The sequence below is a fragment of the Microvirga arsenatis genome (genome assembly GCF_009910705.1).
Classification (GTDB): domain Bacteria; phylum Pseudomonadota; class Alphaproteobacteria; order Rhizobiales; family Beijerinckiaceae; genus Microvirga; species Microvirga arsenatis.
Map to the genome: position 1 here is coordinate 169,043 of NZ_JAAAXJ010000003.1, position 22,518 is coordinate 191,560.

The following is a 22,518-nucleotide window of genomic DNA, read 5'->3' on the forward strand; positions in this document are numbered from 1 at the left end:
GCATGAAGTTCTCCACTCGCGCTCTTGGTCGCCTCAAGACCGGTCAGATGAACAAGACCGAGGAGGCCTATGCTGCGCACCTTGAGCTCCGCCGCATCGCGGGTGAGGTCGCCTGGTACAAGTTCGAAGCTTTCAAGCTCCGGCTGGCTGACAATACCTTCCTGACCGTCGATTTCGCCGTGATGCTCACGGACGGCACCCTCGAAATGCACGAGGTCAAGGGCTTCTGGACCGACGACGCCCGCGTGAAGATCAAGGTCGCCGCTGATCTCTATCCCTTCCGGTTCATCGCAGCCCAAGTGCTTCCGAAGAAAGAGGGCGGCGGGTGGAAGGTAGAGGAGTTCTGATGACTTGGCCCTTCGGTGACCTGCGCCCTTTCTCATATGACCTGATCATGGCTGACCCGCCGTGGCGCTTCGACACGTGGAGCCTCGCCGGCAAGAAGCACAAAAGCCCCGAGTCGCATTATTCGACGATGACGCTTGACGAGATCAAGGCGCTCCCCGTCGGCCATCTCGCGAGCCGTGACTGCGTGCTTTGGCTCTGGGCAACCCATCCGATGCTCCCACAGCAGTTGGAAGTCATCGCCGCCTGGGGATTACGGTTCGTCACATCCGGCGTCTGGGTGAAGCGCACCGTCAATGGCGGGCTAGCCTTTGGCACCGGTTACCGCCTCCGGTGCGCGTCTGAGCCCTTCCTGCTTGCCACCAATGGCGATCCTGAGACCGCCAGAAACGTGCGTACGGTGATCGAAGGCCCCCTTCGTGAGCACTCCCGCAAGCCTGACGAGGCTTTCGCCGCCGCCGAGGCGCTGATGCCGACCGCACGGCGCTTGGAACTATTTAGCCGTCAAAAGCGGTCTGGATGGGACACCTGGGGCGATGAGGCCTCCAAGTTCGACGAGGCAGCAGCATGAGGCGCTTTCCATATCCCACAGAGGCTTTGTCCGGTTTCGAAGCCATGGAAGCCGACGCCATGCTCCTTGAGCGCATCGCGGAAGAGTCAGAGCAGTCGTTGAGTGCGCTGAAACAATTGGGTGCCAAGCCTGAGATTATGACAGCCTTAGAAAACAGGGCCAAGCGCCTGCGCCGGATTGCTGCCTGCCTCGGCTACATGGCCGGTCGCTTGGATCGCCTTCACCTCCTGAACGAACCCGTCCGCCGTGAGAGCAACTACGGCGGCAGCCAACGGAGCGCGGCATGACCGAGCGCGTCATTGACCTCGAAGCCCTGCGAGAGCGGCGGATTGAGGAGACCTGGGCTCAATACTGTGCCGCCCGCATGCAGGCGGAAGCCACTCTCTCTGTCGAGGATGGGATTGCGGCTGGCAAGGCATGGCGCCGGTGGCTCGATCTTTTCATGAGCGGAGATCAACGCGAGTCGCTGGACCGGGCAGGGGAGGTCAAGAGCCTCCAGAGGCGAGCAGGCTGACCATGCGCCCAGAGACTGTCGATTACATCGAACAGCCACACGCCCTCTCTGCCGAGCAAGGTCTTCTCGGGGCCATTCTCCACAACACCGACGTGATCGACCGCGTGCGCGGTATCGTCGAGGCCGATGACTTTCACGAGCAGGTAAACGCCACGATCTTCCGCACAATGTGCGAGCGCCGGGATGCTGGCGAGAACATCGACGGGCGGCTCGTTCGCATTGCTATTGGGGATCAGGACCTCGGGGGGATCACGGTCGGAGAATACCTGGCGCGGCTCTATGCCCACGCGACGACGGTCTCGAATGCTCCGGACTATGCTAGGGCTATTCGCCATGCTGCCATGATGCGCAAGCTTCTGGCAGCCTGCCGTGACGGCGTGGCGGCCATGACCTCTGGCGCCGTGCAGGATCCCTCCCGCTATGCCGCGCAGATGATCGAGGAACTCGATCTGGTTGCCACCTCCGGCACCCACGAAAGCCTGAAGCGTGTCACCCTCGGATCGGCCTCCCAGCAGGCCATTGATGCTGCCGTGGCGGCCCGGGAAGGCCGTCTTGAACGGGGGGCGCCTTATGGCATTCCAAGCCTTGACCGAATGACCCTTGGCATGCGCCCGGGCCAAATGATCGTACTCGCCGGCCGCCCTGGGATGGGCAAGACGACAGTTGGTGTTGCCTTGGCTCTCAATGCCGCCAAGGCGGGGCATGGCGTCTACTTCGTGTCGCTCGAGATGGTCGCGCAAGAGCTCGGTGAGCGGGCTCTTGCCGCCGCAGCCTTCTCGCCGCGGGATAAGAACCCGATCAGCTACCGTGAGATTGCCAAGGGCAAGGACCTGAGTGACGAAGATATCTGGGCTCTCCAGGAGACCCAGAAGCGCCTCAGCAAGCTCCCGCTGGTCATCGAGCAGCAGCCGGGGCTCACCATCTCACAAATCGCGGCCCGCGCCCGGCAGGCCCGCGCGTCTATGGAGCGCAAGGGCATTCCCCTGTCCGTCGTTGTGATTGACCACCTCGGTCTGATCAAAGCCACAGGACGCTATTCCGGCAACCGTGTGCAGGAGCTGACGGAGATCACTGGAGCCATCAAGGTCCTCGCTAAGGAACTCAACGCTGCCGTCCTGGTCCTGTCGCAGCTCTCTCGTGAAACGGAGAAGCGCGAGGACAAACGCCCGGTTCTGTCCGACCTCCGTGATTCCGGCTCGACTGAGCAGGATGCCGATATGGTCATGGGGCTCTACCGAGAAGCCTACTATCTCGAGCACAAGGCCAACCCGACCCCTGAAGACCTCGCCAAGCTGGAAGCCAGCCGGGATGTGATCGAGATCGAGATCCTCAAGCAGCGTCAAGGCCCGACCGGCCGCGCTCGCCTCTTCTGCGCCATCAACTGCAACGCCGTCTCCGAGCTCAGCGAGTATTGATCATGAGCCAGTATCCCTCACTCCCCCTCTTCACCGACGCCTACATTGCCGACACGGCCCACCTGACCAACGAGGAGCATGGCGCGTACCTGCGGCTCCTCATGTTCGCCTGGCGGTCCCCCGATTGCGGGCTGCCGGATGACGACATGAAGCTGTCCCGCATGCTCGGTGTCACACCGAAGAAGTGGGCCTCGTTGAAGGCTGCCGTGATGGCGTTTTGGAGGCTTGAGAACGGTCGCTGGTTTCAGTCGAGGCTCTCTCGCGAGCGTCAATTCGTTGAAGAAAAAGTTGAGAAGAGACGCAACGCCGGAAAGCAAGGCGGTCGCCCTAAGTCATTGAAAAACCAAGAACCAGAGAAAGCAAATGGTTCTCAGGAGAAAAGCAAACCGAAAGCACCTACACCTACACCTATACTTCCTACGGAAGAGCGCGGGCGCGTGCCCGCGAACATGCAAGCCCGCATGCTGGCTGAATTGCCGCCTGGGGTTGATTGGCCAATCCGCATTTCGATGAAGCTTCAACCGATCTTCGAATGCCTGGAAGCCGGAGCCGATTTCGAGAAGCACGTTCTGCCGGTCATCCACGAGGAGGCGAAGAACGCCCACGCCGCCGGCCGCAAGCTGTTCTCCTGGGAGAACGTGGTTCCGCAGATCATGGCGGCTGTCGAGCGCGACCGGAAGCCTGCGCAGCCCAAGCAAGACAACGTGTTCACCGATGAGGTTTGGAGCCGCGCCATTGAGGGCTACAAGCGGACTCGGCACTGGTCCTACGGCAAGTGGAGCATGCCGCCTGACGATCCAGCTTGCTCGATCCCGACCCACATCCTGGCGGCCCATGGCTACGGAAGGGCCGCCGCATGATCTGCAGGTGTGGAGGAGAGACCCGCGTCGTCGACAGTCGGCATCCCAAGCCGCACGTCGTGAAGCGCGTTCGCCAGTGCGAGGCATGCGGGGAGCGCTTCCCGACGTTTGAGAGCCGCGAGGTCCCGACAACCATGAAACCGCGCCGCAAGGGCGCCAGCACCGAGGCCTGGCGGAAGAAGGTGGAAGCGGACCCCGAATGGTACCGGCAGAACCGCAAGCGCTCCAGCCTCCGCAGAAAGGCGCGCGAGGCCGCTCAGGCGCTGGGGAGGCCCGTCAGGGAGATCTATCAGCAATGGGGTGTCGCATGACCCATCCCGCACCCCGCATCGAACGAAAGGCAGCAGCATGACGAACTCCCCCCGCTTCGCCCTGTCTGCCGATCCCCGCTAACCCTTAACCAGTGAGAGCCCCCGCACATGGCTAAGAACCGCCGCAAGAAACACCGCCGCTACCTCGAAACCCCGAAGGTAACGCCCTCGCATTTCATCCGCCTGGAGCGGCTCAAGGTCGTCATTGACGAGAGCCGGAAGTGGTACGTGGTCCGCGTGAACGCCAAGACCGAGGTGAAGGTCCAGAGAGGGTTGGAGCAGGCCGGGTTCACGACCTACCGGCCCGTCGACACGGACATGGTGCGCCGGCGGGGCAGGGTGTACGAAGTCGGCAAGAGGCCGGCTGCGGGATACCTGTTCGTTGGCGTTACGCCCGACAAGTGCGGCCACGAGGAGCTCTGGGCCTATCACGATAGGATCGTGGCTGGGGATCAGCCGTTCACGGTGATCGACCAGGAGGGCAGGGAACTCGTCTGCGACGCTCGCATGGTGCAGGAGCGTCCGTTCTACCGCGTCATGGGGCCGTTCGGGGTCAAGCAGCTCCAAAGGTTTGCCGACCGGATCAGGCCGCCTCTCGTGGCAGCCCTGTGGTATAAGGGTGAAGTGCTCGGACATTTCCCGGCGATCCATTCCGGTCTCGTGGAAGGGGAGAAGCTCTTGTTGACAAACGTCTTCGAGAAGCTTGAAACCCTAGCTGCCTGATGCTAGTTATACCTTCACATATTCTTGTGGTGCAGTGTGCTCGCCCGATTGGGCTTTGAGCTACGACCGCGTGAGAGGGATGGAGCCACGGCCGCTGTCCCTCAGAGTGCGAAGCCTGCAAGAAATCAGCCCCGGCGAGATGATCGCGCGGGGCTCCCTCACCGGGGCTTCAGGCCGAAAAAGGCTTTTATCTTCTCCATCATCGCAGATGCGCCAAGGCTCTCCAGCTTGCTAAGCCAATACAGCAATTCAAAGGCTACCAAAAAGAAGCAGAGCCATACGATGGCCGTGATGAGATCTCCTGTCTTCTTATAGTCAGGGATGACGATCGCTAGGGCGAGGGCAAGCCCGATTGCTCTGCAGAACCACGCAAACACATTGTTCTCCGTTCTGAACACGCCCTCAACCTAATGGCAGATAAACGCAAATCCTACATCCGAGACGACGGCTGTCTCATGATCGAGATCAGCCCCAACCTCTACGTGGAAGAGAGCATCGCTGAGAGGCTGGGGCTGTTGAGGTAGGGCATGGACATCGCCACGCTGATCACCGTCCTCATCATTGTCATTTTCCTTGCGGGCATGGCTTCGTCTCGCTGAATGCCCCGTCCTCCCGATCTCAAAGCAAGGCAGAGAGCATGGCCCCGTTCCGAGTGCTTTCCTGGGGCATCCTCCTGATCTTTGCCCTGAGCATTGGCAAGATCCTGCCCTGAATGCCCAAGCCCCTGGATCACAGAGCAAGGCAGAGAGAGCACGATGCCAAGCGCACTGAGGAGAAGCCCTGGCGCCGCTGGTACTGGACAGCCCGATGGCGCAAGAGGGCCAAGAACCAGCTCAGGGTCGAACCCCTTTGCCGCAAGTGCAAGGCAGAGGGCAGGATCACCCCGGCCAAAGTAGCCGATCACGTCATTCCCCATCGAGGCGATCCGATCCTGTTCTGGGAAGGCGAACTCCAAAGCCTCTGCGACCCCCATCACAACAGGGACAAGCAGCGAGAGGAGCGAGGCCGGTTCCAGGCTGTAGGTGAGGATGGGTGGCCCCTCTGAGCACGCGGGGGGGGGTAGTCAAAACCTTAGGGCCGCTCGCCCATGCACCGGCGCCCCACCAAAACTTCTCACAAAGCCAGATTAATGTTCTGAGGTTTGAATTATGGCGGCTCGTGGAGCCAAGCCGAAACCAGCGCATCTTCGTATCATTGACGGCACTCACCGGACCACGCGGCACGGTGATGAAGGCAAGGTCAAGGAGGCGGCAGAGGCATCTATCCAGAGTTTCGGTAAGCTGACCAGACCCAAGCACCTGAAGGGCGAGGCTCTGGCGGCATGGAAGAGATACATCGAACCGGCGTCGTGGCTTGATGCCTCGCGGGAGCCGGCAGCAATCGCGTTCTGCGAGCTGTGGCAGGAGTTCCGGTTCGCTCCGACCAGTTTCCCGGCTTCGAAGCATGGGCAGATGCGGGCCTACATGAGCGAGCTCGGTCTGACCGACGAGCGGAACCGCGGCGACATCGAGAAAGATGACAAGGACGAGTTCTTCGACGACTGACCGCGCTACCCTCTATGCAGAGGCCGTCGCCAGGGGCGATATCATTGCGGGGCCCCACGTTCGGAATGCCTGCCGCCGTCATCTGGACGACCTTAAGCGGGATGACATCGTTTTCGATGAGTCCGCCGCAGCCAAGGCCCTCCGGTTTTTTGAGGAGAAGCTTCGGCTCAGCGAGGGGCAGTTCGAAGGCAAGCCGTTTCGGTCGCAGCCAGCACAGGATTTCATCATCGGCTCGCTGTTCGGCTGGAAGAAACTGGACGGGCGGCGCCGGTTCCGCAGGGCCTACATCGAGCAGGGCAAGGGGAACGGGAAGTCACCACTCGCGGGGGGCATCGGGCTCTATGGCCTGACGGCTGATGGAGAGGCTGGTGCCGAGATCTACTCCGCAGGCGCGACCAAGGAGCAGGCTGGCATCTTGTTCCGCGATGCCGTCAAGATGGTCGACAAATCGCCCGACCTCGACAGGCGGCTGAAGCGCAGCGGAGGGCCGGGCCGGGAGTATAACCTGGCGTATCTGCCCAAAGGGTCGTTCTTCAGGCCTGTTTCAAGGGAGACGAAGAAAACAGGTTCCGGGCCGCGCCCGCACTTCGCCCTCGTGGACGAAGTGCACGAGCATGCCGATGGCGGTATAATCGAGATCCTGGAGCGCGGCTTCAAGTTTCGCCGGCAACCGCTCCTGTTGATGATCACGAACAGCGGGTCCGACCGGAATTCGATCTGCTGGGCCGAGCACGAGCATGCGGTAAGGGTGGCGGCGGGTAACATCGACGCCAAGGACGACGATGCCCACTACCTGGGAGAGGTTCTGGACGACAGCACGTTCTCCTATGTGTGCGCTCTCGATCCTGGGGATGATCCCCTGAACGATCCGTCCTGCTGGATCAAGGCCAATCCACTGCTGGGAGTGACGATCACAGAGGAGTACTTGGCTGGCGTCGTCGCTCAGGCCAAGGCCATGCCGAGCAAGTTGAACGGCATCCTCCGCTTGCACTTCTGCCAGTGGACGGATGCAGATACGGCCTGGATGACACGAGCCGCCCTTGAGCCTGCCATTGCTGATTTCGATCCGAAGGAACATCACGGCAAGCCAGTCTGGATCGGCTGCGACCTGTCCCAGAACCGGGACATCACGGCTTTGGCCGCTGTTGTGAAGACAGGAGAGGTTGAGATCACGTCCGAACGCAACGGTCAGAGGCAGACGGTTCGCAAGCCGACCTATGACGCCTGGATCGAGGCTTGGACCCCTGGCGATACCATGGACGCCCGTTCCTTGAGAGACAAGGCGCCGTACCGGCAGTGGGCTGAGGCGGGGCACATCCACGCCCCGAAGGGTGAGAGCATCCGGTACGACCACGTTGCGCAGGCATTGGCCGAATACGCCCATGACTTCAAGGTCGAGTGTGTGGCCTATGACCGCTATGCCTTCCGCCGTGGCTTCGAACCGGAATGCGCCGCTCTTGGCATCGATGTCGAGTTCGTGGAGCACCCGCAGGGCGGCACGAAGAAGGGCAAGCCCAACGAGGCGATGAGAACCGCGGCTGAGGCGGCGGATCGCGAACCGGAAGGCCTCTGGATGCCCGGGTCGGTTCGGGAGCTGGAAGACGCCATTCTGGAAGGCCGTATCCGGCTGAAGAAGAACCCGGTTCTGATCTCCGCCATGATGAGCGCGGTGACGGATGAGGACCGCTGGGGCAATCGTTGGCTCGCGAAGGAGCGAGCCGTGAACAAGATTGACTGCGCCGTTGCCCTCTGCATGGCCGTGGGTGCGGCCGCTTCTTACGAAGGCGCTGCTGGTATGGACCTCGATGCCTGGATCGCGAGCTACGCATGAACTGGCTAAAACGAGCGCTCCGGATGACCGGCAAGAAGGACATTGAGCCGTGGCGATCCGGGCTCGCTTCGACCGAGAACGGTAACAACTTCGTCACCAATCAGGTCACGCTTGCGGACTATCGCGACCTTCGCCTGGCAAGTGGTTCGGCAGCTATTGGCCTATCTGCCACCTGGGCTTGTGTGCAGCTCATCGCCGGCACTATCGCCTCGCTGCCGCTCATGGTCTACAGGACGGATGCGAATGGCATCCGTCGCGTCGCCCGGGATCACCCGCTCTATTTCGTGCTGCACGACAGCCCGAACTATGACCAGACGGCCGTAGACTTCTGGGAGTTCATGGCGGCGGCCATCGAGTTGCAAGGCAACGCCTACGCCCTGATCGAGCGGCGCTCGGATGGGGCCCTGAATGCCCTGCACCCGATCCGGCCTGATCTGGTGCGGGTGCGCCGCCTGGACAATGGCGGCCTCGAATACGAGTGGACAGAAGACGGCCGTCGCGTCGTGAAGTCTGGCGAGCAGGTGCTCCATATCCGCGGGGCGATGGGTGACGCTCTCTCGGGCGTCTCGACGCTCTCCGCCTGTCGGAGTGTATTCGAGGATGCTATCGCGGCCGAGACGGCCGCTGGAGCGATGTTCCAGAACGGGGTGAACCCAAGCGGTATCCTGAGCACGTCTGATACGGTTGCCCTGACGAAGGAGCAGCGCGAACAGCTCGAGAAGCTGCTCCAAGAAAAGTATGTCGGTGCACTGCGCAACGGGCGCCCCATGCTGCTCGACAACGGAATGAAGTGGACCCAGCTCTCCATCAACCCCCAGGACGCTCAGATGTTGGAGAGCCGCAAGTTCAGTGGCGAGCAAATCTGCCGTCTGTTTGGGGTGCCCCCCGCCATGGTGGGTTTTGGGGACAAGTCTTCGAATTGGGGAACGGGCAAGGAAGTCGACGTGCTCGGCTTCCAGAAGTTCACCCTCCGCAAGCGCCTGAAGCGTATCGAACAGGCCCTCCTGAAACAGCTTGTGCCCCTGGCCGAGCGGCGGATTCAAGGGATCACGATCGAGTTCAACTTCGAGGGGCTGCTGCGCGGCGACACGGAGAGCCGGTACAACGCCTATGAGCGGGCCATCCGGATGGGAATTGCGACCCGCAACGAGTGCCGGGCCCTCGAAAACCTGCCGCCGATTGAGGGCGGCGATGTGGTGACAGTGCAGATGCAGGACATCCCGTTGAAAGACGCGATCAGCGATTCACGGCAAGCCCAAGGGGTGGTAGAAGAATAAAGCGGCCCGACAAGGTGCAGGAACACCAAGCCGGGCCTGACCATCACGATGCAGGAACATCGACAATGGCTGACACTGTTTTAGACGCGCCGAGGGCGCTCCGCAACTTCGTTTGCGAGGGTTGCGCCGCTTCAATCCAAGGCATTCGACGGACAAAGAAGTTCTGTGAGGCATGCGCCAAACAGGCGCGGTTGGCCTCGGCTCGAAAGTATGATGCGGCGAACCCGCGCGATAGGTCGGTGCAGAAGCAAAGGAAATGCTGCGGCTGCTCGACGGAGTTCGTCACAACCAAGGCATGGGTGCGCTACTGTGATCCGTGCAGGGCGGAAGCCCGCGAAGCAGGACCGTCTGAGCACTACTATCTGAGGAATCCGACAGCGACGAGCATATCCGGGGAGCATCGCACCTGCCGTCATTGCGGGGGCGGGTTCCCGGTGAAGGCTAAACGGCAGGTGTTTTGCTGCCGATCCTGCCGCCAGAAGGCCGAGAGTGCGACCCCAGAGGTAAGGCTGAATGCTCGCGTTCGTGCAGGCATTCACAAGACCCTCAAATCTGGCAAGGGCGGGCGCTCGTGGTCTGAATTGGTCGGCTATAGCGTTGAGGAGTTGAAAGCTCATCTAGAGCGGCAGTTCCTTCCCGGCATGGGCTGGCACAATATGGGCGATTGGCACTTAGATCATCGTCTGCCGCTCGCCTCATTCAGTTTCGATAGCGCAGAGCACCCGGATTTTCGGGCGGCATGGGCACTGACCAATCTGCAACCCTTATGGGCGGAGCAGAACATCAAGAAAAAGGCACAGCGCCTCTTCTTGGTCTAGGAGAACTCTCAATGTTCAAGAAGTCTTTCGGCTTCTCCACTGAGGAGGTGGAGCAGGACGGCACTTTTGTGGGCTACGCCAGCACGGTCTTCGGCGAGCCGGATGCCTACGGGGACATTGTTCTTCCCGGCGCATTCAAGAAGACCTTGGCACGGTACACCGCCGAAAAGTCCATGCCCTCCATGCTCTTCGGGCACAAAGCGGACGAACTCCCCATCGGCGATTGGATCGAGATGGTAGAGGACGAGAAGGGACTACGCGTCAAAGGCCAACTCGACCTTGACGACCCAGAAGGCGCGCGGGTTCATCGCGCCTTGAAGAAACGCCGCGTAAATGGCCTTTCTATTGGCTACGTGATCCCCTCGGGTGGCATCGAGCCGGACCCCGAGCGTAAGGGCGTCTACTATCTGAAGGAAATCGACCTTCGCGAAGTATCGGTGGTCAATTGGCCCGCCAACCGAAACGCCCTAGTCGATGGCGTGAAGGCCGAGGCCATACACCAGATTAAGAGCAAACTGGCAGCCGGGGACCGGCTGACTGAAAGAGAGTTTGAGCTGTTCATGCGGCACGCCGCAGGACTCTCCAACTCGCAGGCGGAGCGCGCCGCACGCCTCCACCTGAAGGGGCAGGGGGAACCTGCCGAAGCGGCTGACGAAGGGCTCGCGTTCTTGCGCGCCCTTAAGGGCTGACGCCCAGCATCAACCAAAATCAGGAGGTTCCCATGTCGGAACACAAGACTGCGGCGGAACTGGCCGCAGAGGTCAAGCGCGAATTCGAAACCAAGCACGACAAGGTGAAGGAGATTGCCGAGAAGGCGCTCGCTGAAGCCGAGAAAGGCGTGCCGATGGCAGCCACGGCAAAGGAGCTTGCTGACCAAGCCATCCTCGGTATGAACGAGGCTAAGGCCCGCTTGGACGAGATGGAGCAGAAGCTTGCTCGCCGCCGCGAGCAGAGCGACAGCGAGCGCACTGCCGGACAGCGGTTCGTCGAGGACGAAGGCTTCAAGGCGTTCGCCGGTCAGACCCGCCCGCGCGGCCGTCATATCGTCGAGGTCAAGGACATTACGTCTCTTACGACCGATGCCCCCGGTTCCGTGGGCACTCTTGTGCGCCCGGACCGGGCGGCCCCTGTCGAGCTGCCGCGCCGGCGCTTGACGATCCGCGCGCTGCTCGCTCAGGGCAACACCGGGTCGAACTCGATCGAGTACGACAAGGAAAAGGGCTTCACCAACAATGCGGCTCCGGTCGCTGAAGGTGCTCTGAAGCCCCAATCCGAAATCCAGTACGAGGAGGCGACCGCCCCGGTTCGCACGATCGCACACTGGATGCGTGCTTCGGTCCAGATCCTTGCGGATGCCCCCGGCCTCCGCTCGATGATCGACAACCGCCTCCGGTATGGTCTTGCCTATGTCGAAGAGAACCAGCTTCTCAATGGCAGCGGCACCGGCCAGAACCTCGAAGGCCTTGTGACGGTAGCGACGCCGTTCGCGGCTCCCGGCGGGCTCACCGCAGGGCAGATGATCGACACGGTGCGCCTGGGAATGCTTCAGGTGGCGCTTGCCGAGTACCCGCCGAACGGCATCGTCTTGAACCCGATCGATTGGGCTTTCATCGAAATGATGAAGGATGGCGATGGCCGCTATCTCATCGGCAACCCGCAGGGCACGCTTAATCCGACACTCTGGGGCCTGCCGGTGGTGCCGACCCAGGCGATGGGCGTGGACAAGTTCCTCGTCGGCGCATTCGACCTCGCAGCGCAGATCTTCGACCGTCAGGACGCGACGGTAGAGGTGTCTACCGAAGATCAGGACAACTTCGTGAAGAACAAGGTCACGATCCGCGCGGAAGAGCGACTCGCCCTTGCCATCTATCGCGAAGAGGCCCTCGTCTACGGCGACCTCGGCCGCGTTGCGTAACCCGTTCGGTTCATCAAGGAGGGCGGCTCACGCTGCCCTCTCTATGAACTGAGAGGAGACCCCACATGGCCACGATCAAAGCTATCCTCACCAAACCCCTCGACGGCGATCCGGAAGGCACCGAACGCGAGTTCAGCCAAGCCGACTTCGACCGGCTCAAGGCTAGGGGCGCCGTGCGCGCTGCGACGGATGGAGGCGAAAAGGCTGTCCCGAAAGTCGCGAACAAGGCTGCTCCCGCCGTCGCCAACAAGTCGGCAGGCGCCTCCAAGGCCAAGGCTTAATCCGTGCTGATCCCAGTCACTCCATCCACTCCGGTCGTCTCTCTGGCAGATGCGAAGCACCACCTTCGCGTCGAGCATACGGACGATGACGCCTATATCACGGCCCTCATCGGGGCCGCGACGACGGCTGTCTCGGAGCGGCTGGAGCGGACTCTTGGAGCCACGACCTGGGATTACCGCATCGGCTCGGACGATATCTGTTGGGGCTTCGACATTCGCCTGCCGAAGCCCCCGTTGATCGAGGTGGTATCGGTCAAGTACATCGACACGGATGGGGCCGAGCAGACCTATGCCCCGGCCAATTACCGGGCCTTCGGGATCGGTGGGCAGGGCGGCATCCGGCTTACCGGTGGCGCGTCCTGGCCTTCGCTGCGTTATGGCCCCGAGGCGGTGACAATCCGCTATCGGGCCGGCTACGAGAGCGTTCCCGAGCCGATCAGGCAGGCCATCCTCCTGATGATTGGCCAACTCTTCGCAAGCCGCGGTGAGATGGTGCCCGAGAACCTCACCGAGGATCCGGCGATCAAGTACCTGCTCGCTCCCTATCGGGTATTCGGGGTCTGATCATGCCGGTCCACCTCGGCTCCGTCGCCGTCACCACGCACGACGGCTATACCGTCACGCGCTTTGCGGACGGCAAGGAAGTCCACGCCCATCATGCCGAACAGCCCGGACAGGCGGATACCGCCAGGAGTCTCGGCTACCGGGACGCAGTTGCCATGAACCGCGACCACGATCTGACCCATTCCCTTCTCGCTTACTGGCTCGGCCTGCCTTGCTCCCCGACGCTCCGGGATGTGGCAAGCGGAGCCCCGGCAACAGAGATCCACTACCTCGAGGAAGCGGCCGTGCTGGCGATCCAGCGGTTCGCCAATGCCACAGGCGTGCCGCTCCTTGAGGTTGCTCGCACCATCAGCAGAGGAGCCTGACATGGCACAAAAGGCAAAGTTCGCGAAGGATTACGACTACCGCGTCAGCTTCGGCAAAGAGGTCGCCTACAAGAAGGGCTTTGAGGGCCTGATCCCGGAAGCCCACTACGAGGCAGCGAAAGCAGCCGGGGTGCTTGAGGGGGAGGCTGCCCCGGCTCAGACCGAAGCCAAGGCGAAGGCCAAGGGCTGATGTCTGCAGGTGCCCTGCGCGACCGTATCCGCTTCGAGAAGCGGGCGGAGGCCGATGACGGCTATGGCAACACCGTCTCGGATTGGACGCCCCAATTCGAGCGGGCTGCCGAGATCCGGCCCTTGAAGGGTTCGGAACAGGTCATCGCGTCTCGGCTTCAGGGCACGCAACCGGCGCTTATCCTCGTGCGCTACGACTCGCAGACGGCGACCATCACGCCCGAATGGCGGGCTGTCGATGCCCGGAGCGGGACGACCTACAACATCCAGACGGCTGCCGACATGGAGCGCCGGCGCGAGTACATCACCATGATGTGCACCGCAGGAGGCTCGGCATGAGCAAGATCGGCGGCCGGGAGCGGCTACTCAAGAAGATGGCGGCCATTCCGCAGGCGATCCGCAAGGATATCGCCTCTGCGATCGAGGCTGGAGCGAATGACATCGTGTCGCTGCAGAAGCAGCTTGCGCCAAAGCAGAGCGGCGACCTGAGGAACTCCATTCGGGCGGTGAAGGGAAGCTATACCCCGGAGAACGCGAATGTCCGTGGGATGAGCGCGAGTGCGGCAGAAGGGAACGATCCGGACCTGACCGTGCACATAGTGGCCGGCGATGACAAGGCTTGGTACGCCCGCCTGGTCGAGTTCGGCACGGCGCCGCACGAGATCCGGCCCAAGCGCCCGGGCGGGCTCCTGAACGTCTATGGCCGCATGATCGAGAGCGTCTCGCACCCTGGTGCGAAGCCCAGGCCCTTCTTCTATCCTGCCTACCGGGCGCTGCGCCGGCGCGTCAAAGGCCGTATCACCCGCGCCACGAAACAGGCTATCAAGAAGGTTGCCTCCGAATGAGCGCGGCTCTTGCCCTGCAGAAGGGCATCAACACCACGCTGCGCAGCACCGCTCCCCTGCAGGCCCTCGTCGGAAGCCGAGTGCTAGACCGGGTGAATGCGGGCGAAACCCTGCCTTACGTCCATCTGCGGCAGTTCCAGGAGATCGACGACAGCACGTCGTGCGGGGATGCCTGGGAGGTCTATGGGGATGTCGATGTCTGGTCCGACACCCCAGGCAAGGTTCAGGCGTCCCAGATTGCGAGCCTCGTTCGCGATGCGCTGCATGAGCAGGACATTCCTCTCGATGAGCCTTACGCGCTTGTCGAACTTCGCCACCGTGACACCCAGATCGGGGACGGTGGCGACGGGCTGCTGACCCGCGCTCGCATCAGCTTCCGGGCGCTCATCGAGCGCGTCTAAACCCAGCCAGGAGATATCTGCGATGGCAAAGCCTACCACCGTATCGGCAGCGAAGCTGCTCATTCTGATCGGGGATGGTGCCACCCCCGAAGTGTTCGCCGCCCCCTGCGGCCTCACGTCCCGCGGCATCAACTTCTCAAAAGAGACGAACGACACTCAGGTTCCTGACTGCGCCGATCCGGACGCCCCGCAGTGGGTGGAGCGCGTGACGACCGCGTTGAGCGGCACGGTATCGGGCTCGGGTGTCCTGGCTCAGGAAGCCCTCGCGACCTGGCGCACGTTCTTCTTCTCGACCGAGTCCCGCAACTGCCGCATCCGGATCGACGGCGGCACCGGCTGGGGCCATTGGGAAGGCAAGTTCCTCTGCACGACCTTCAACGTGACCGGCGAGAACGGCGAGAAAGTCGGGGTTGAGATCGAGCTTCAGAACGACGGCGAAATCACGTGGGTGGCTGCCACATGAGTTCTGATGCTTCGGTGTCGTTCGATTGGGCGGATGGCGAGTACACTTTCAGGCTTGCCATCGGCCAACTACGGGAGCTGCAGGACAAGACCGGCGTCGGTCCTTATGCTCTGCTTGCCCGCCTGATCGATGGTACATGGCGGGTGGATGACCTGCGCGAAACCATCCGCCTCGGTCTGATCGGCGGCAAGGTCGATCCGCTGAAGGCTCTTGGTCTCGTTCGGACCTATGTCGAGGGGCGCCCTCTCGCGGAGAGCGTCAACCCCGCCAAGGCGATCCTCTCGGCCGCCATCTTCGGCAATCCGGAAGATCCCGTGGGAAAACAGAAGCCGGAGGAGACCGACCGAGCGACGGACGGCTCCGCTTCTCCGAGCTCTACGGATCCGGAGCCGTCCTCGGGTGGACAGCCCGAGCCGTCGACGAACTGAGCCTCTGGGAACTCGCCGCTGCGATCGACGGGCACAACCGCGCACATGCGGCCGAGGAAGAGCCTGTCGATCCTCTGACGGCCGAGGAGTTCGACGACATGCTCAGCCGTCACGCTGATTGGATCAACGGCTAGCCTTCAGTGTCGGAGGGATTGGGCTAGCGAGGGCGGGGGTGGGGCTTTTCGGGGCGTGTCGCAACCCAATAGACAATCCCGCCGACAATCAGGGCACCAACAGGCGTAACCATCAGAGACAGAAACTGCGCAGTGGTCATTTGAGGCTCCCAAGAATGGCCCTTGCCAGGAGATGTAAGACGACGCTGATGATTATGCAAATCACGCCGCTGATAGAGGTTCCCAGCAACGAGGTCGCTGGCGAGCCATTGAGGGCGGAGATCATAGGGGCTAACCCGCCAACAGCAACCACGGCAATGGCAACACCATTCAGGTAAGTGGCTGAGAGCTTTGCTCTTTCGTTATGGATAAGGCTCATTCTTCGCCTTCAGAGGAGGGGGAGGGCTTGATGTCCCGTTTCTTGGTAGACGCCGGGGCAGCCTGGAAGAGTTCAAGCGCCTCTCGGATTTCCGCTAAGGTCTCTTGGTTGCGGTCGATTTGGTCAATGGCGACTTGGAGAAGGGCCTCCTTCGACATTCTCGATAGGATATCGAACCTTTGCTCTTTGTCGAAGCTACGCTCCAGGCGCGCTAATATCTCGGCCGTCATAGAACGCCTGTTGGCTTCGGCGGCCTTCTCGACCTTGGCGCGAAGCTCTTCTGGGAAGCGCAGGCGGAAATGAGGATCTTCTCTCGACATGCCACACCTATGGCCAAAAAATCGTTTGACGTCGATGCCACACGGTTGTACAAAGTAATGGCCATTGATTGGACAAGGAGATGTATATGGCGCGTGGCGACCCGCACATGAGGGTTCGCATCCCTCAAGATCTGAGAGAGCGGCTTCGGGCATCGGCCCAGACGAATTTTCGGACAATGAACGCTGAACTGGTGTTTCAGCTAGATCGCTCCCTGCCCCGGCAGGGGGAGAAGAACGATGACGGGGTGAAGTTTGGCGACCGAGCCCCGTCATCGTCGCAATCGGCGCCGGTTACCAGCCGGGCCTAACCACTCGATGAAAGGACCATCGAATGACTGACAGGAAAATGCCTCCGGCTCAGGCAGAAAACAAGAGCCGACCGAGGGTGGCCTACTTTGGAGCAAGCAAGCTCGGGATGGAGTGCGCTGTTCTCGATGATGGCCGGAGCGGCTACATCCAGCGGAGCCTACAGACGGCTGTGGGGATGAACCGCAAACTTCCGGTTCGCGCTTTTGAGGATTTTTGCGCGAAATTCGCTCCTAAAGCTTTGGAATTCCTAGAGAAATCGGGTTCGCGCTTTGAAGAGGTCGTGATGCCCCACGGCGGCTCTGCCGTATGGGTTGAAGCAGGCTTTCTCACGAAGCTCGCCGGAGGCATCATCGACTCGGCGTTGCGTGGGCGATTGAAGGCCAACCAAAAGCACATGATCGCGCCATGTCAGGCTCTGATCGAGGCCTTGGGAGAAGTTGGTGAGGTCGCTCTGATCCACGAGGCTACCGGCTACCAGTACCACAGGGCCCCCGACGCCCTTCAGGATCTGTTCTCTAAACTGATCCGCGAGACGGCTGCCGATTGGGAACGCCGGTTCCACCCGGAGTACTATTCGGCTCTCTGCAAGCTGTGGGGCTTCAAGTACGGGAACAAGCATCGGGCTCTGCCGCCAGTCATCGGCAAGGTGACGATGGATTGGGTCTATGGCGTCGTGTTCCCGCCTGAGATCATTGCGGAGGTGAAGTCTCGGGCCAAATCCGAGAAGCTGCATCAGTGGCTCACGGAGGAGGGCGGTCTAAAGCTCCTCGAAAAGCAGCGTGACGCTGTGATGATGATTGCTCGCTCATCGGTCGATTACAAAGACTTCGAAGCTCGCTGCTCGGTTGCCTTCTATCGTCCCGGCCAGCAGGTTCTCATGAACTTCCCACAAGCGGAGGCGGCATGAGCGACATCCGGAAGCAAATCCGCGCCCAGATCATCACGTATATGGCCGAGGCAAAAGCTAATGGGCTCGACCCCTACAAGGCAGCCAGGAGAGCCTTCCCAGGGACGCCTGATAATGTTCTGATTTTGGCCCTCTGCGATTTGGACTCTCAGGAAGAAGAAGCTTGGTAGCAGTCGATGGAAAAGACCATCGATGGCGAGATAGTCCGCAGGGCGCTCGAAAACCAAGCCTAGAAAAGAAGCGGCCCTCGTCAGTGCTGGCACACCGGGCGAGGGCCTAACCCCAACAACTTAGATAGGATAAGTTGCCATGGCTCATGGACAACATACGACACGTCGCGCCCTTTTAGTAGGGGCGGCAGCCACAATTCTCGCCGGGAACGTTGCTGGAGCCCCTCTGTCTAAGCAGCCAGAAATGCTCCGCTTTCGTGCAGAGCAGCTGATCCAAGACGCTTTGCGCGCTCGCATAGCTCTTGTTCTTCACCCTGAGACAGGCGGAATTTGGGTGACGGAGCCCGTAGACGATCCTCAGACCGAGGAGGAAATGCAGCTCTGGCATCGGCTGAAGCGGCGGCTGCATGATGACCCGGTACTGAAGGCGGAGGTGAAAGCGGTTCTCGCAGCATCTTGAAGCACAAAGGGCGCTCTATGGGGTGCCCTTTTTCTCAACCCAGCCACGGGCCACACTTCCCTCCGGCCCGTACTTCGTCAGCAATTCATAGCAGGCGCGTGGCTTGTTCGGTTTGTTTGGTTGTGAGTCAAGCTCAATGTAACGATTGATCCACTTGGAACGCGAAACGTCGTTCTCGACTATAAATCTGCCCTTCTGTGAGAAATCGAAGTCATCTGCACATAATTCGATGAGGAATGCTGCGTAAGCTACATGTTCAATTAAATCTCTGTCGCGTTTTTCTTTTGCCTCTATTTGCTCAGCTTCAGACTTATACCGCTGAATTTCGCTCTGACTGGACGCCGGAAGCGCGAAAAGCAGGCTGGAAATACATAGTAAGGCGGATCTGTTCACAGGATACCTCATGGCCCAAGAACTTGAGACGTTGGTCGTTCGCCTCGAAGCCCAAATGCGGAGCTACGAGCGCGAGATGAATCGTGCCCGCACTGTAACAGCCAGGAACATGCGGGCAATCGAGAAGGATACCGTTACGTCGGGTCAAAAGTTCACGGCCATTATGACGAACGCTGGGCGGACGGCCGCGGCTGGTCTGGTTACTGGGCTCTCGGTCCTAGGGGCCGGTGGCCTTGTGGCAGGTTTAGGGTTCTCAGCCCTTGTGGATACCGCCCGGGCCGCAGCGGCTGAGCTGGCTAAAATTGGAGACGTCGCCGAAAAGGTTGGAGTCACCGCAGAGGCGCTCCAAGCTCTCCAGTTCGCGAGTGAACAGAACGCCGGCAGTGTGGAGGCGGTGAATTCAGGGCTAGTCCGCTTTGCAGCCGGGTTGGCTGACGCGAGCGCCGGAGGAGGGGAGCTTTACAAGATCCTCCAGGCCAACAATGTCGCCTTCACAGATGCTAACGGAAGGCTGCTGCCGGTGCTTTCCCTGCTTGAGCAGTTTGCCGATCTAGTCAAGAACGCGCGAACCCCTCAGGAGCAGCTAGAACTGGCCGTCCGTGCCTTCGGGCGGGCAGCAGGCCCTGAGCTACTCGGGATGCTCAAACAAGGTTCAGCCGGGCTCCGGGAGATGATGCAGGAGGCGAAGGACTCCGGCGCGGTCCTCGAAAATGAGCTGATCGAAAAGGCGCGGCGTATTGATGATCAGTTTGCAAAGATCGCCCGAACAGTAGGGATGAATGTCAAGGGAGCGATCGTTTCCGCCGCCGCGTCCTTGGGTGAGTTCGCTGCCCTTCTCGATAAGGTAAAGGGGTATCGAGAGAACCTGGGAGGGGCGAATGTGCCAAGCCCGGAAGAGTTCGGCTTGGATCAGCAGATCAAAACGATCCAGGGACTTCTTGCTCGGCAGAACGGGCGGCGTACGAGCATCACTGCAGATAAAGAAGCTGAACTCCGCGACCTCTTGGAATTGAGAAAGCAACGCGCTCTCAAGAACCTCCCCGCGCCACAGGTCCAGACGCAGCCCGCGCTCCCATCCCTGGTCGGCACTCAGCCGCCGCAGCCGGCAAAGCCGACTATCCTGCCGGCTTCCGGCGACGGCATGAGCAAGGCGCAGAAGGAGGCCGAGCGCCTGGCTGAGAGCTATCAGCAGATGGTGCTCGTCGCGAACCAGCGTATCGAGAACCTTCGCCTGGAACAGCAGACCCTAGGGCTGACGACCGCCGAAGCCGAGCGGTTGCGGTTCGAGCAGGATCTCTTGAACGATGCTCAGCGGGACGGGATCACCCTGACCGACGCTCAACGTGCGACGATCTCCCAACTTGCCGCCACCTATGGCACCCTGTCGGCTGCGCTTGAGACGGCGGAAGAAGCCCACGCCAAGCAGCAACAGATGATGCAGGACTTTCAGGGCATCGCCACGGAGAGCCTGCAGGGCATTGCTGCCGACATCATGGCCGGCGTGGACGCCGCGGAGGCGCTCGACAACGCCCTCAAGCGTGTCGCGGCCCGGCTCATTGACATGGCGCTGGATCAAGCCATCACGAGCCTGTTCAAGAACATGAACGGGGCGGGCGGGGGCAATTTCCTGTCGAGCATCGTCGGAGCGATCACAGGCCAGCGTGCTTCGGGCGGCTCGGTTCAATCGGGCGGCACCTATCTTGTCGGTGAGAATGGCCCTGAGCTCCTGCGAATGGGCCGCAACGGCATGATCAAGCCAAACTCTGCTCTGGGGAAAGGGGCGGGCGGCGGAGGCCTTCAGGTCGTGGTCAACAACAACGCCAACACCCAGGTTTCCACACGTCAGACGCAAGGCCCGCAGGGGCCGCGCCTTGAGGTGCAGATCGACGAGATGGTCGCTGCCGCTCTCATGAGGGGGGCCAAGACCGGGGACGCTCTCAAGGCCATGCGGCGCAACCGGATGGGAGGCTGAGCATGCCCCTGCCTGTCTGGCCAGCCTCAGTGCCGCACATGCCCCACACCCACAATATCCCGGAGCCCTTCCGAGGCGCTTTGGAAAGCGAGATGACGGCGGGCAACACCCGTTCCCGACGCACGGCAACCGTTGTGATCGGGGTCGTGGACATGACCATCCGGATGACGACGGCTCAGTTCCAGACCTTCAAAGCCTTCGTGCGCGACACGCTCAGCCATGGAACCGCGGACTTCCAAATGCCGGTGTGGGACCTGACGGGCTGTCCTGTACGGAGGGTGAAGCTCCGCAACAAGGGACATTACACCCCCATGCGTGTGGGCTCCGAGATTGACGTCTCCTTCTCCCTCGACGTGTGGGATCTCTAAGTGCCGATCTCCGCAACGCAAGCCTGGGCCGAGGCAGCCGCTTCCGCGCCCAAGGATGAGGTCATGCTCGTCACCATCGAGCTGATCCATCCGGTCTTTGTCGAGAACGGGCAGCCGGCTCCGATCAGGGCGGTGAGGAACACGGTGGACATGAACTTCCGGCTTGAGGCCGGGGCGCCGGTGGGCGGCGGGACGGTCGTACTCTTCAAGGCCATCCCTTTCGACATCGACTACCCCCGCATTGGCAGCCTCGGAGCAGAGGCCACCATCCGGCTCGACAACGTGAACCGGGAGACCTCCCGCTATCTCCACGAGGCGGTGAAGATGAACACGCCCATCCAGGCGATCTTCCGGGGCTATCTGGCTTCCGACCCCAACACAGTCGGGCAGGGGCCCTACAAGCTGATCCTGCGCTCTGTGAAGCGCAAGGGCAGCATTCTTGAGGGGCAGCTTGCCATTGCCCGCCCCCAGAACATGCGCGTTATGCGCGAGGTCTACGACATGGTTCGGTTCCCGTCATTGCTGCAGGCGTCGTGATGGATCGTCTCGCCTTCTATGAGAGCCTGATCGGCAAGCCCTACAGGATCGGGGCGAACGGCGAAGATGGTTCTTTCGATTGTTATGGGCTGGCCCAATATATCCAACGAGAGCTAGCGGGCGTTCAATTGCCAGATGTGGACGCGCGGCCAGCAACAACACGGCAGCAAGCAGAAGCCCTCCTTGATCATCCGGAGCGCAATAATTGGGTTCAGATAGAAGAGCCAGAAGACTTGTGCTTAGTATTAATGGGGAATGTAGCCAAGAGAGATTTTCATCTTGGGACATATGTAGTACCATCAACAGTAGGTGGAGTGCTTCATATTAGCAAAGAGGCTGGTGTTGTATTTGATGATATGCCCGCACTCAAAGCCTCTGGCTGGAACTACATGAAGTTTTACAAGAGGGTCTCGTGAACCATCGGGGCGAGAATGTATCTGCCATCACGGCCGATCTCTTGCGGTCGGAGTTTCACTACGACCCTGAAACTGGAATATTCACCAACCGGGTCTTGCGCCGATCCGCCAAGCCCGGCGACAGGGCTGGCACTATGAAGCCGAATGGATATCGGCGCATCGGTATCCAGAAGCGCTATTACTATGAGCATCGCCTCGCATGGCTCTATATGACCGGATCGTGGCCAGACGGCGAGATTGATCATGCCAATGGCGATCCATCGGATAATCGCTGGTGTAATCTTCGTCAGGCTACACGCTCACAGCAGGGTGCCAATCGCCCTATTCAGAAGAATAACACTACTGGGTTAAAGGGCGTCCAGTGGCACAAGGTGCGCAAGCGTTGGATGGCCTCTATCAGCGTCAACAAGAAGGCGATCTGCCTCGGCTTCTTTGATACTCGCGAAGCTGCCTACGAAGCCTACTGCACGGCGTCAGATAAATTCTACGGGCCTTACGCCAGAGTCGCATAACA

General features: G+C 60.9%; 34 protein-coding genes and 1 pseudogene. 32 read left to right on the top strand and 3 right to left on the bottom strand.

Going from position 1 to position 22,518, the window contains the following annotated elements; translation table 11 throughout:
* The first annotated feature begins 2 nt into the window (after window positions 1–2).
* From GR303_RS06980 to GR303_RS07015, 9 genes and pseudogenes are all read left to right on the top strand, one after another.
* Window positions 3–347: a DUF1064 domain-containing protein gene (locus tag GR303_RS06980; RefSeq protein ID WP_161725974.1), complete on the top strand. Its 345-nt coding sequence runs from the start codon at window positions 3–5 to the stop codon at window positions 345–347.
* The gene (locus tag GR303_RS06985; protein ID WP_161725976.1) at window positions 347–916 is read left to right on the top strand and encodes an MT-A70 family methyltransferase; all 570 of its coding nucleotides are present in this window, start codon (window positions 347–349) and stop codon (window positions 914–916) included. Before GR303_RS06980 ends, GR303_RS06985 begins: the two co-directional genes overlap by 1 nt.
* Before the next feature lie 44 nt (window positions 917–960).
* Window positions 961–1,203, top strand: coding sequence for a hypothetical protein (locus GR303_RS06990; protein WP_210254024.1), 243 nt, complete (start codon window positions 961–963; stop codon window positions 1,201–1,203).
* Window positions 1,200–1,430, top strand: coding sequence for a hypothetical protein (locus GR303_RS06995; RefSeq protein WP_161725980.1), 231 nt, complete (start codon window positions 1,200–1,202; stop codon window positions 1,428–1,430). The genes GR303_RS06990 and GR303_RS06995 overlap by 4 nt, the downstream gene beginning before the upstream one ends.
* Before the next feature lie 2 nt (window positions 1,431–1,432).
* Entirely contained in the window at window positions 1,433–2,845 is a 1,413-nt protein-coding gene (locus GR303_RS07000; protein WP_161725981.1) for a replicative DNA helicase, read from the top strand.
* Window positions 2,846–2,847: 2 nt separating this feature from the next.
* Window positions 2,848–3,705 (top strand): YdaU family protein, encoded by an 858-nt coding sequence (locus GR303_RS07005; RefSeq protein WP_161725983.1) that lies wholly within the window; start codon window positions 2,848–2,850, stop codon window positions 3,703–3,705.
* Window positions 3,702–3,806 (top strand): annotated as a pseudogene (locus GR303_RS25395) (NrdR family transcriptional regulator); the annotation flags it as partial. The gene GR303_RS07005 and the pseudogene GR303_RS25395, both read left to right, overlap by 4 nt.
* Window positions 3,807–3,839: 33 nt before the next feature.
* Complete coding sequence (locus GR303_RS07010) at window positions 3,840–4,016, top strand: hypothetical protein (protein WP_161725985.1); 177 nt, start codon at window positions 3,840–3,842, stop codon at window positions 4,014–4,016.
* Window positions 4,017–4,124: 108 nt separating this feature from the next.
* Window positions 4,125–4,739 carry a transcription termination/antitermination NusG family protein gene (locus GR303_RS07015; protein WP_161725987.1) on the top strand — a complete coding sequence of 205 codons (615 nt, stop codon included), beginning with the start codon at window positions 4,125–4,127 and terminating at the stop codon, window positions 4,737–4,739.
* A gap of 158 nt (window positions 4,740–4,897) precedes the next feature.
* On the opposite strand, the gene GR303_RS07020 is transcribed toward GR303_RS07015, so the two are convergent.
* Window positions 4,898–5,116 carry a hypothetical protein gene (locus tag GR303_RS07020; protein WP_161725989.1) on the bottom strand — a complete coding sequence of 73 codons (219 nt, stop codon included), beginning with the start codon at window positions 5,114–5,116 and terminating at the stop codon, window positions 4,898–4,900.
* 771 nt (window positions 5,117–5,887) lie between these two features.
* Here GR303_RS07020 and GR303_RS07025 point away from each other — a divergent pair.
* The 15 genes from GR303_RS07025 to GR303_RS07095 all read left to right on the top strand — a co-directional run bounded on the left by GR303_RS07025 (window position 5,888) and on the right by GR303_RS07095 (window position 15,660).
* The gene (locus GR303_RS07025) at window positions 5,888–6,283 is read left to right on the top strand and encodes a hypothetical protein (RefSeq protein ID WP_161725991.1); all 396 of its coding nucleotides are present in this window, start codon (window positions 5,888–5,890) and stop codon (window positions 6,281–6,283) included.
* Window positions 6,255–8,114 carry a terminase large subunit gene (locus tag GR303_RS07030; RefSeq protein WP_161725992.1) on the top strand — a complete coding sequence of 620 codons (1,860 nt, stop codon included), beginning with the start codon at window positions 6,255–6,257 and terminating at the stop codon, window positions 8,112–8,114. The genes GR303_RS07025 and GR303_RS07030 overlap by 29 nt, the downstream gene beginning before the upstream one ends.
* A gap of 23 nt (window positions 8,115–8,137) precedes the next feature.
* Complete coding sequence (locus GR303_RS07035) at window positions 8,138–9,391, top strand: phage portal protein (protein ID WP_246205793.1); 1,254 nt, start codon at window positions 8,138–8,140, stop codon at window positions 9,389–9,391.
* 65 nt (window positions 9,392–9,456) lie between these two features.
* Window positions 9,457–10,209 (top strand): hypothetical protein, encoded by a 753-nt coding sequence (locus GR303_RS07040; protein WP_161725995.1) that lies wholly within the window; start codon window positions 9,457–9,459, stop codon window positions 10,207–10,209.
* Between the two features lie 11 nt (window positions 10,210–10,220).
* A complete protein-coding gene (locus tag GR303_RS07045; protein WP_161725997.1) occupies window positions 10,221–10,898 on the top strand; it encodes an HK97 family phage prohead protease in 678 nt (225 codons plus the stop codon).
* 32 nt (window positions 10,899–10,930) lie between these two features.
* The gene (locus GR303_RS07050) at window positions 10,931–12,124 is read left to right on the top strand and encodes a phage major capsid protein (RefSeq protein ID WP_161725998.1); all 1,194 of its coding nucleotides are present in this window, start codon (window positions 10,931–10,933) and stop codon (window positions 12,122–12,124) included.
* Window positions 12,125–12,189: 65 nt separating this feature from the next.
* Window positions 12,190–12,405 (top strand): hypothetical protein, encoded by a 216-nt coding sequence (locus tag GR303_RS07055; RefSeq protein WP_161725999.1) that lies wholly within the window; start codon window positions 12,190–12,192, stop codon window positions 12,403–12,405.
* Window positions 12,406–12,408: 3 nt separating this feature from the next.
* Complete coding sequence (locus tag GR303_RS07060) at window positions 12,409–12,969, top strand: head-tail connector protein (RefSeq protein WP_161726000.1); 561 nt, start codon at window positions 12,409–12,411, stop codon at window positions 12,967–12,969.
* A gap of 2 nt (window positions 12,970–12,971) precedes the next feature.
* Window positions 12,972–13,334 (top strand): hypothetical protein, encoded by a 363-nt coding sequence (locus tag GR303_RS07065; RefSeq protein WP_161726002.1) that lies wholly within the window; start codon window positions 12,972–12,974, stop codon window positions 13,332–13,334.
* Window position 13,335: 1 nt separating this feature from the next.
* Window positions 13,336–13,524: a hypothetical protein gene (locus GR303_RS07070; protein WP_161726003.1), complete on the top strand. Its 189-nt coding sequence runs from the start codon at window positions 13,336–13,338 to the stop codon at window positions 13,522–13,524.
* Window positions 13,524–13,862, top strand: coding sequence for a phage head closure protein (locus tag GR303_RS07075; protein ID WP_161726005.1), 339 nt, complete (start codon window positions 13,524–13,526; stop codon window positions 13,860–13,862). The genes GR303_RS07070 and GR303_RS07075 overlap by 1 nt, the downstream gene beginning before the upstream one ends.
* Complete coding sequence (locus tag GR303_RS07080; RefSeq protein WP_161726006.1) at window positions 13,859–14,368, top strand: HK97-gp10 family putative phage morphogenesis protein; 510 nt, start codon at window positions 13,859–13,861, stop codon at window positions 14,366–14,368. The genes GR303_RS07075 and GR303_RS07080 overlap by 4 nt, the downstream gene beginning before the upstream one ends.
* Window positions 14,365–14,769 carry a DUF3168 domain-containing protein gene (locus tag GR303_RS07085; protein ID WP_161726007.1) on the top strand — a complete coding sequence of 135 codons (405 nt, stop codon included), beginning with the start codon at window positions 14,365–14,367 and terminating at the stop codon, window positions 14,767–14,769. The genes GR303_RS07080 and GR303_RS07085 overlap by 4 nt, the downstream gene beginning before the upstream one ends.
* Before the next feature lie 22 nt (window positions 14,770–14,791).
* The gene (locus GR303_RS07090; protein WP_161726008.1) at window positions 14,792–15,232 is read left to right on the top strand and encodes a phage tail tube protein; all 441 of its coding nucleotides are present in this window, start codon (window positions 14,792–14,794) and stop codon (window positions 15,230–15,232) included.
* Window positions 15,229–15,660: a gene transfer agent family protein gene (locus GR303_RS07095; protein ID WP_161726009.1), complete on the top strand. Its 432-nt coding sequence runs from the start codon at window positions 15,229–15,231 to the stop codon at window positions 15,658–15,660. The genes GR303_RS07090 and GR303_RS07095 overlap by 4 nt, the downstream gene beginning before the upstream one ends.
* Before the next feature lie 488 nt (window positions 15,661–16,148).
* Here GR303_RS07095 and GR303_RS07100 read toward each other — a convergent pair whose 3' ends face one another.
* Complete coding sequence (locus GR303_RS07100; RefSeq protein WP_161726010.1) at window positions 16,149–16,472, bottom strand: Arc family DNA-binding protein; 324 nt, start codon at window positions 16,470–16,472, stop codon at window positions 16,149–16,151.
* Window positions 16,473–16,558: 86 nt separating this feature from the next.
* Between GR303_RS07100 and GR303_RS25400 the strand changes: the two genes are divergently transcribed.
* The 3 genes from GR303_RS25400 to GR303_RS07115 are packed head-to-tail and all read left to right on the top strand — an operon-like array spanning window position 16,559 to window position 17,858.
* Window positions 16,559–16,780 (top strand): Arc family DNA-binding protein, encoded by a 222-nt coding sequence (locus tag GR303_RS25400; RefSeq protein ID WP_161726011.1) that lies wholly within the window; start codon window positions 16,559–16,561, stop codon window positions 16,778–16,780.
* Between the two features lie 23 nt (window positions 16,781–16,803).
* Entirely contained in the window at window positions 16,804–17,688 is an 885-nt protein-coding gene (locus GR303_RS07110; protein WP_161726012.1) for a P63C domain-containing protein, read from the top strand.
* Entirely contained in the window at window positions 17,685–17,858 is a 174-nt protein-coding gene (locus GR303_RS07115) for a hypothetical protein (protein WP_161726013.1), read from the top strand. Before GR303_RS07110 ends, GR303_RS07115 begins: the two co-directional genes overlap by 4 nt.
* Before the next feature lie 475 nt (window positions 17,859–18,333).
* Here GR303_RS07115 and GR303_RS07120 read toward each other — a convergent pair whose 3' ends face one another.
* Window positions 18,334–18,711: a hypothetical protein gene (locus GR303_RS07120; protein WP_161726014.1), complete on the bottom strand. Its 378-nt coding sequence runs from the start codon at window positions 18,709–18,711 to the stop codon at window positions 18,334–18,336.
* Window positions 18,712–18,721: 10 nt separating this feature from the next.
* Here GR303_RS07120 and GR303_RS07125 point away from each other — a divergent pair, with 10 nt between their 5' ends.
* Genes GR303_RS07125 through GR303_RS24640 form a run of 5 tightly spaced genes read left to right on the top strand, consistent with a single transcriptional unit; the run spans window position 18,722 to window position 22,516 of the window.
* On the top strand, window positions 18,722–20,683 hold the full coding sequence (locus GR303_RS07125) for a hypothetical protein (RefSeq protein ID WP_161726015.1): 1,962 nt from the start codon (window positions 18,722–18,724) through the stop codon (window positions 20,681–20,683).
* 2 nt (window positions 20,684–20,685) lie between these two features.
* Complete coding sequence (locus GR303_RS07130; RefSeq protein WP_161747576.1) at window positions 20,686–21,051, top strand: hypothetical protein; 366 nt, start codon at window positions 20,686–20,688, stop codon at window positions 21,049–21,051.
* Window positions 21,052–21,588, top strand: a complete 537-nt coding sequence (locus GR303_RS07135) for a DUF1833 family protein (RefSeq protein ID WP_161726017.1) — start codon at window positions 21,052–21,054, stop codon at window positions 21,586–21,588. It begins immediately after the preceding gene.
* Window positions 21,588–22,004, top strand: a complete 417-nt coding sequence (locus tag GR303_RS07140; protein ID WP_161726018.1) for an NlpC/P60 family protein — start codon at window positions 21,588–21,590, stop codon at window positions 22,002–22,004. Before GR303_RS07135 ends, GR303_RS07140 begins: the two co-directional genes overlap by 1 nt.
* Complete coding sequence (locus GR303_RS24640) at window positions 22,001–22,516, top strand: HNH endonuclease (RefSeq protein WP_161726019.1); 516 nt, start codon at window positions 22,001–22,003, stop codon at window positions 22,514–22,516. The genes GR303_RS07140 and GR303_RS24640 overlap by 4 nt, the downstream gene beginning before the upstream one ends.
* The last annotated feature ends 2 nt before the right edge of the window (window positions 22,517–22,518 follow it).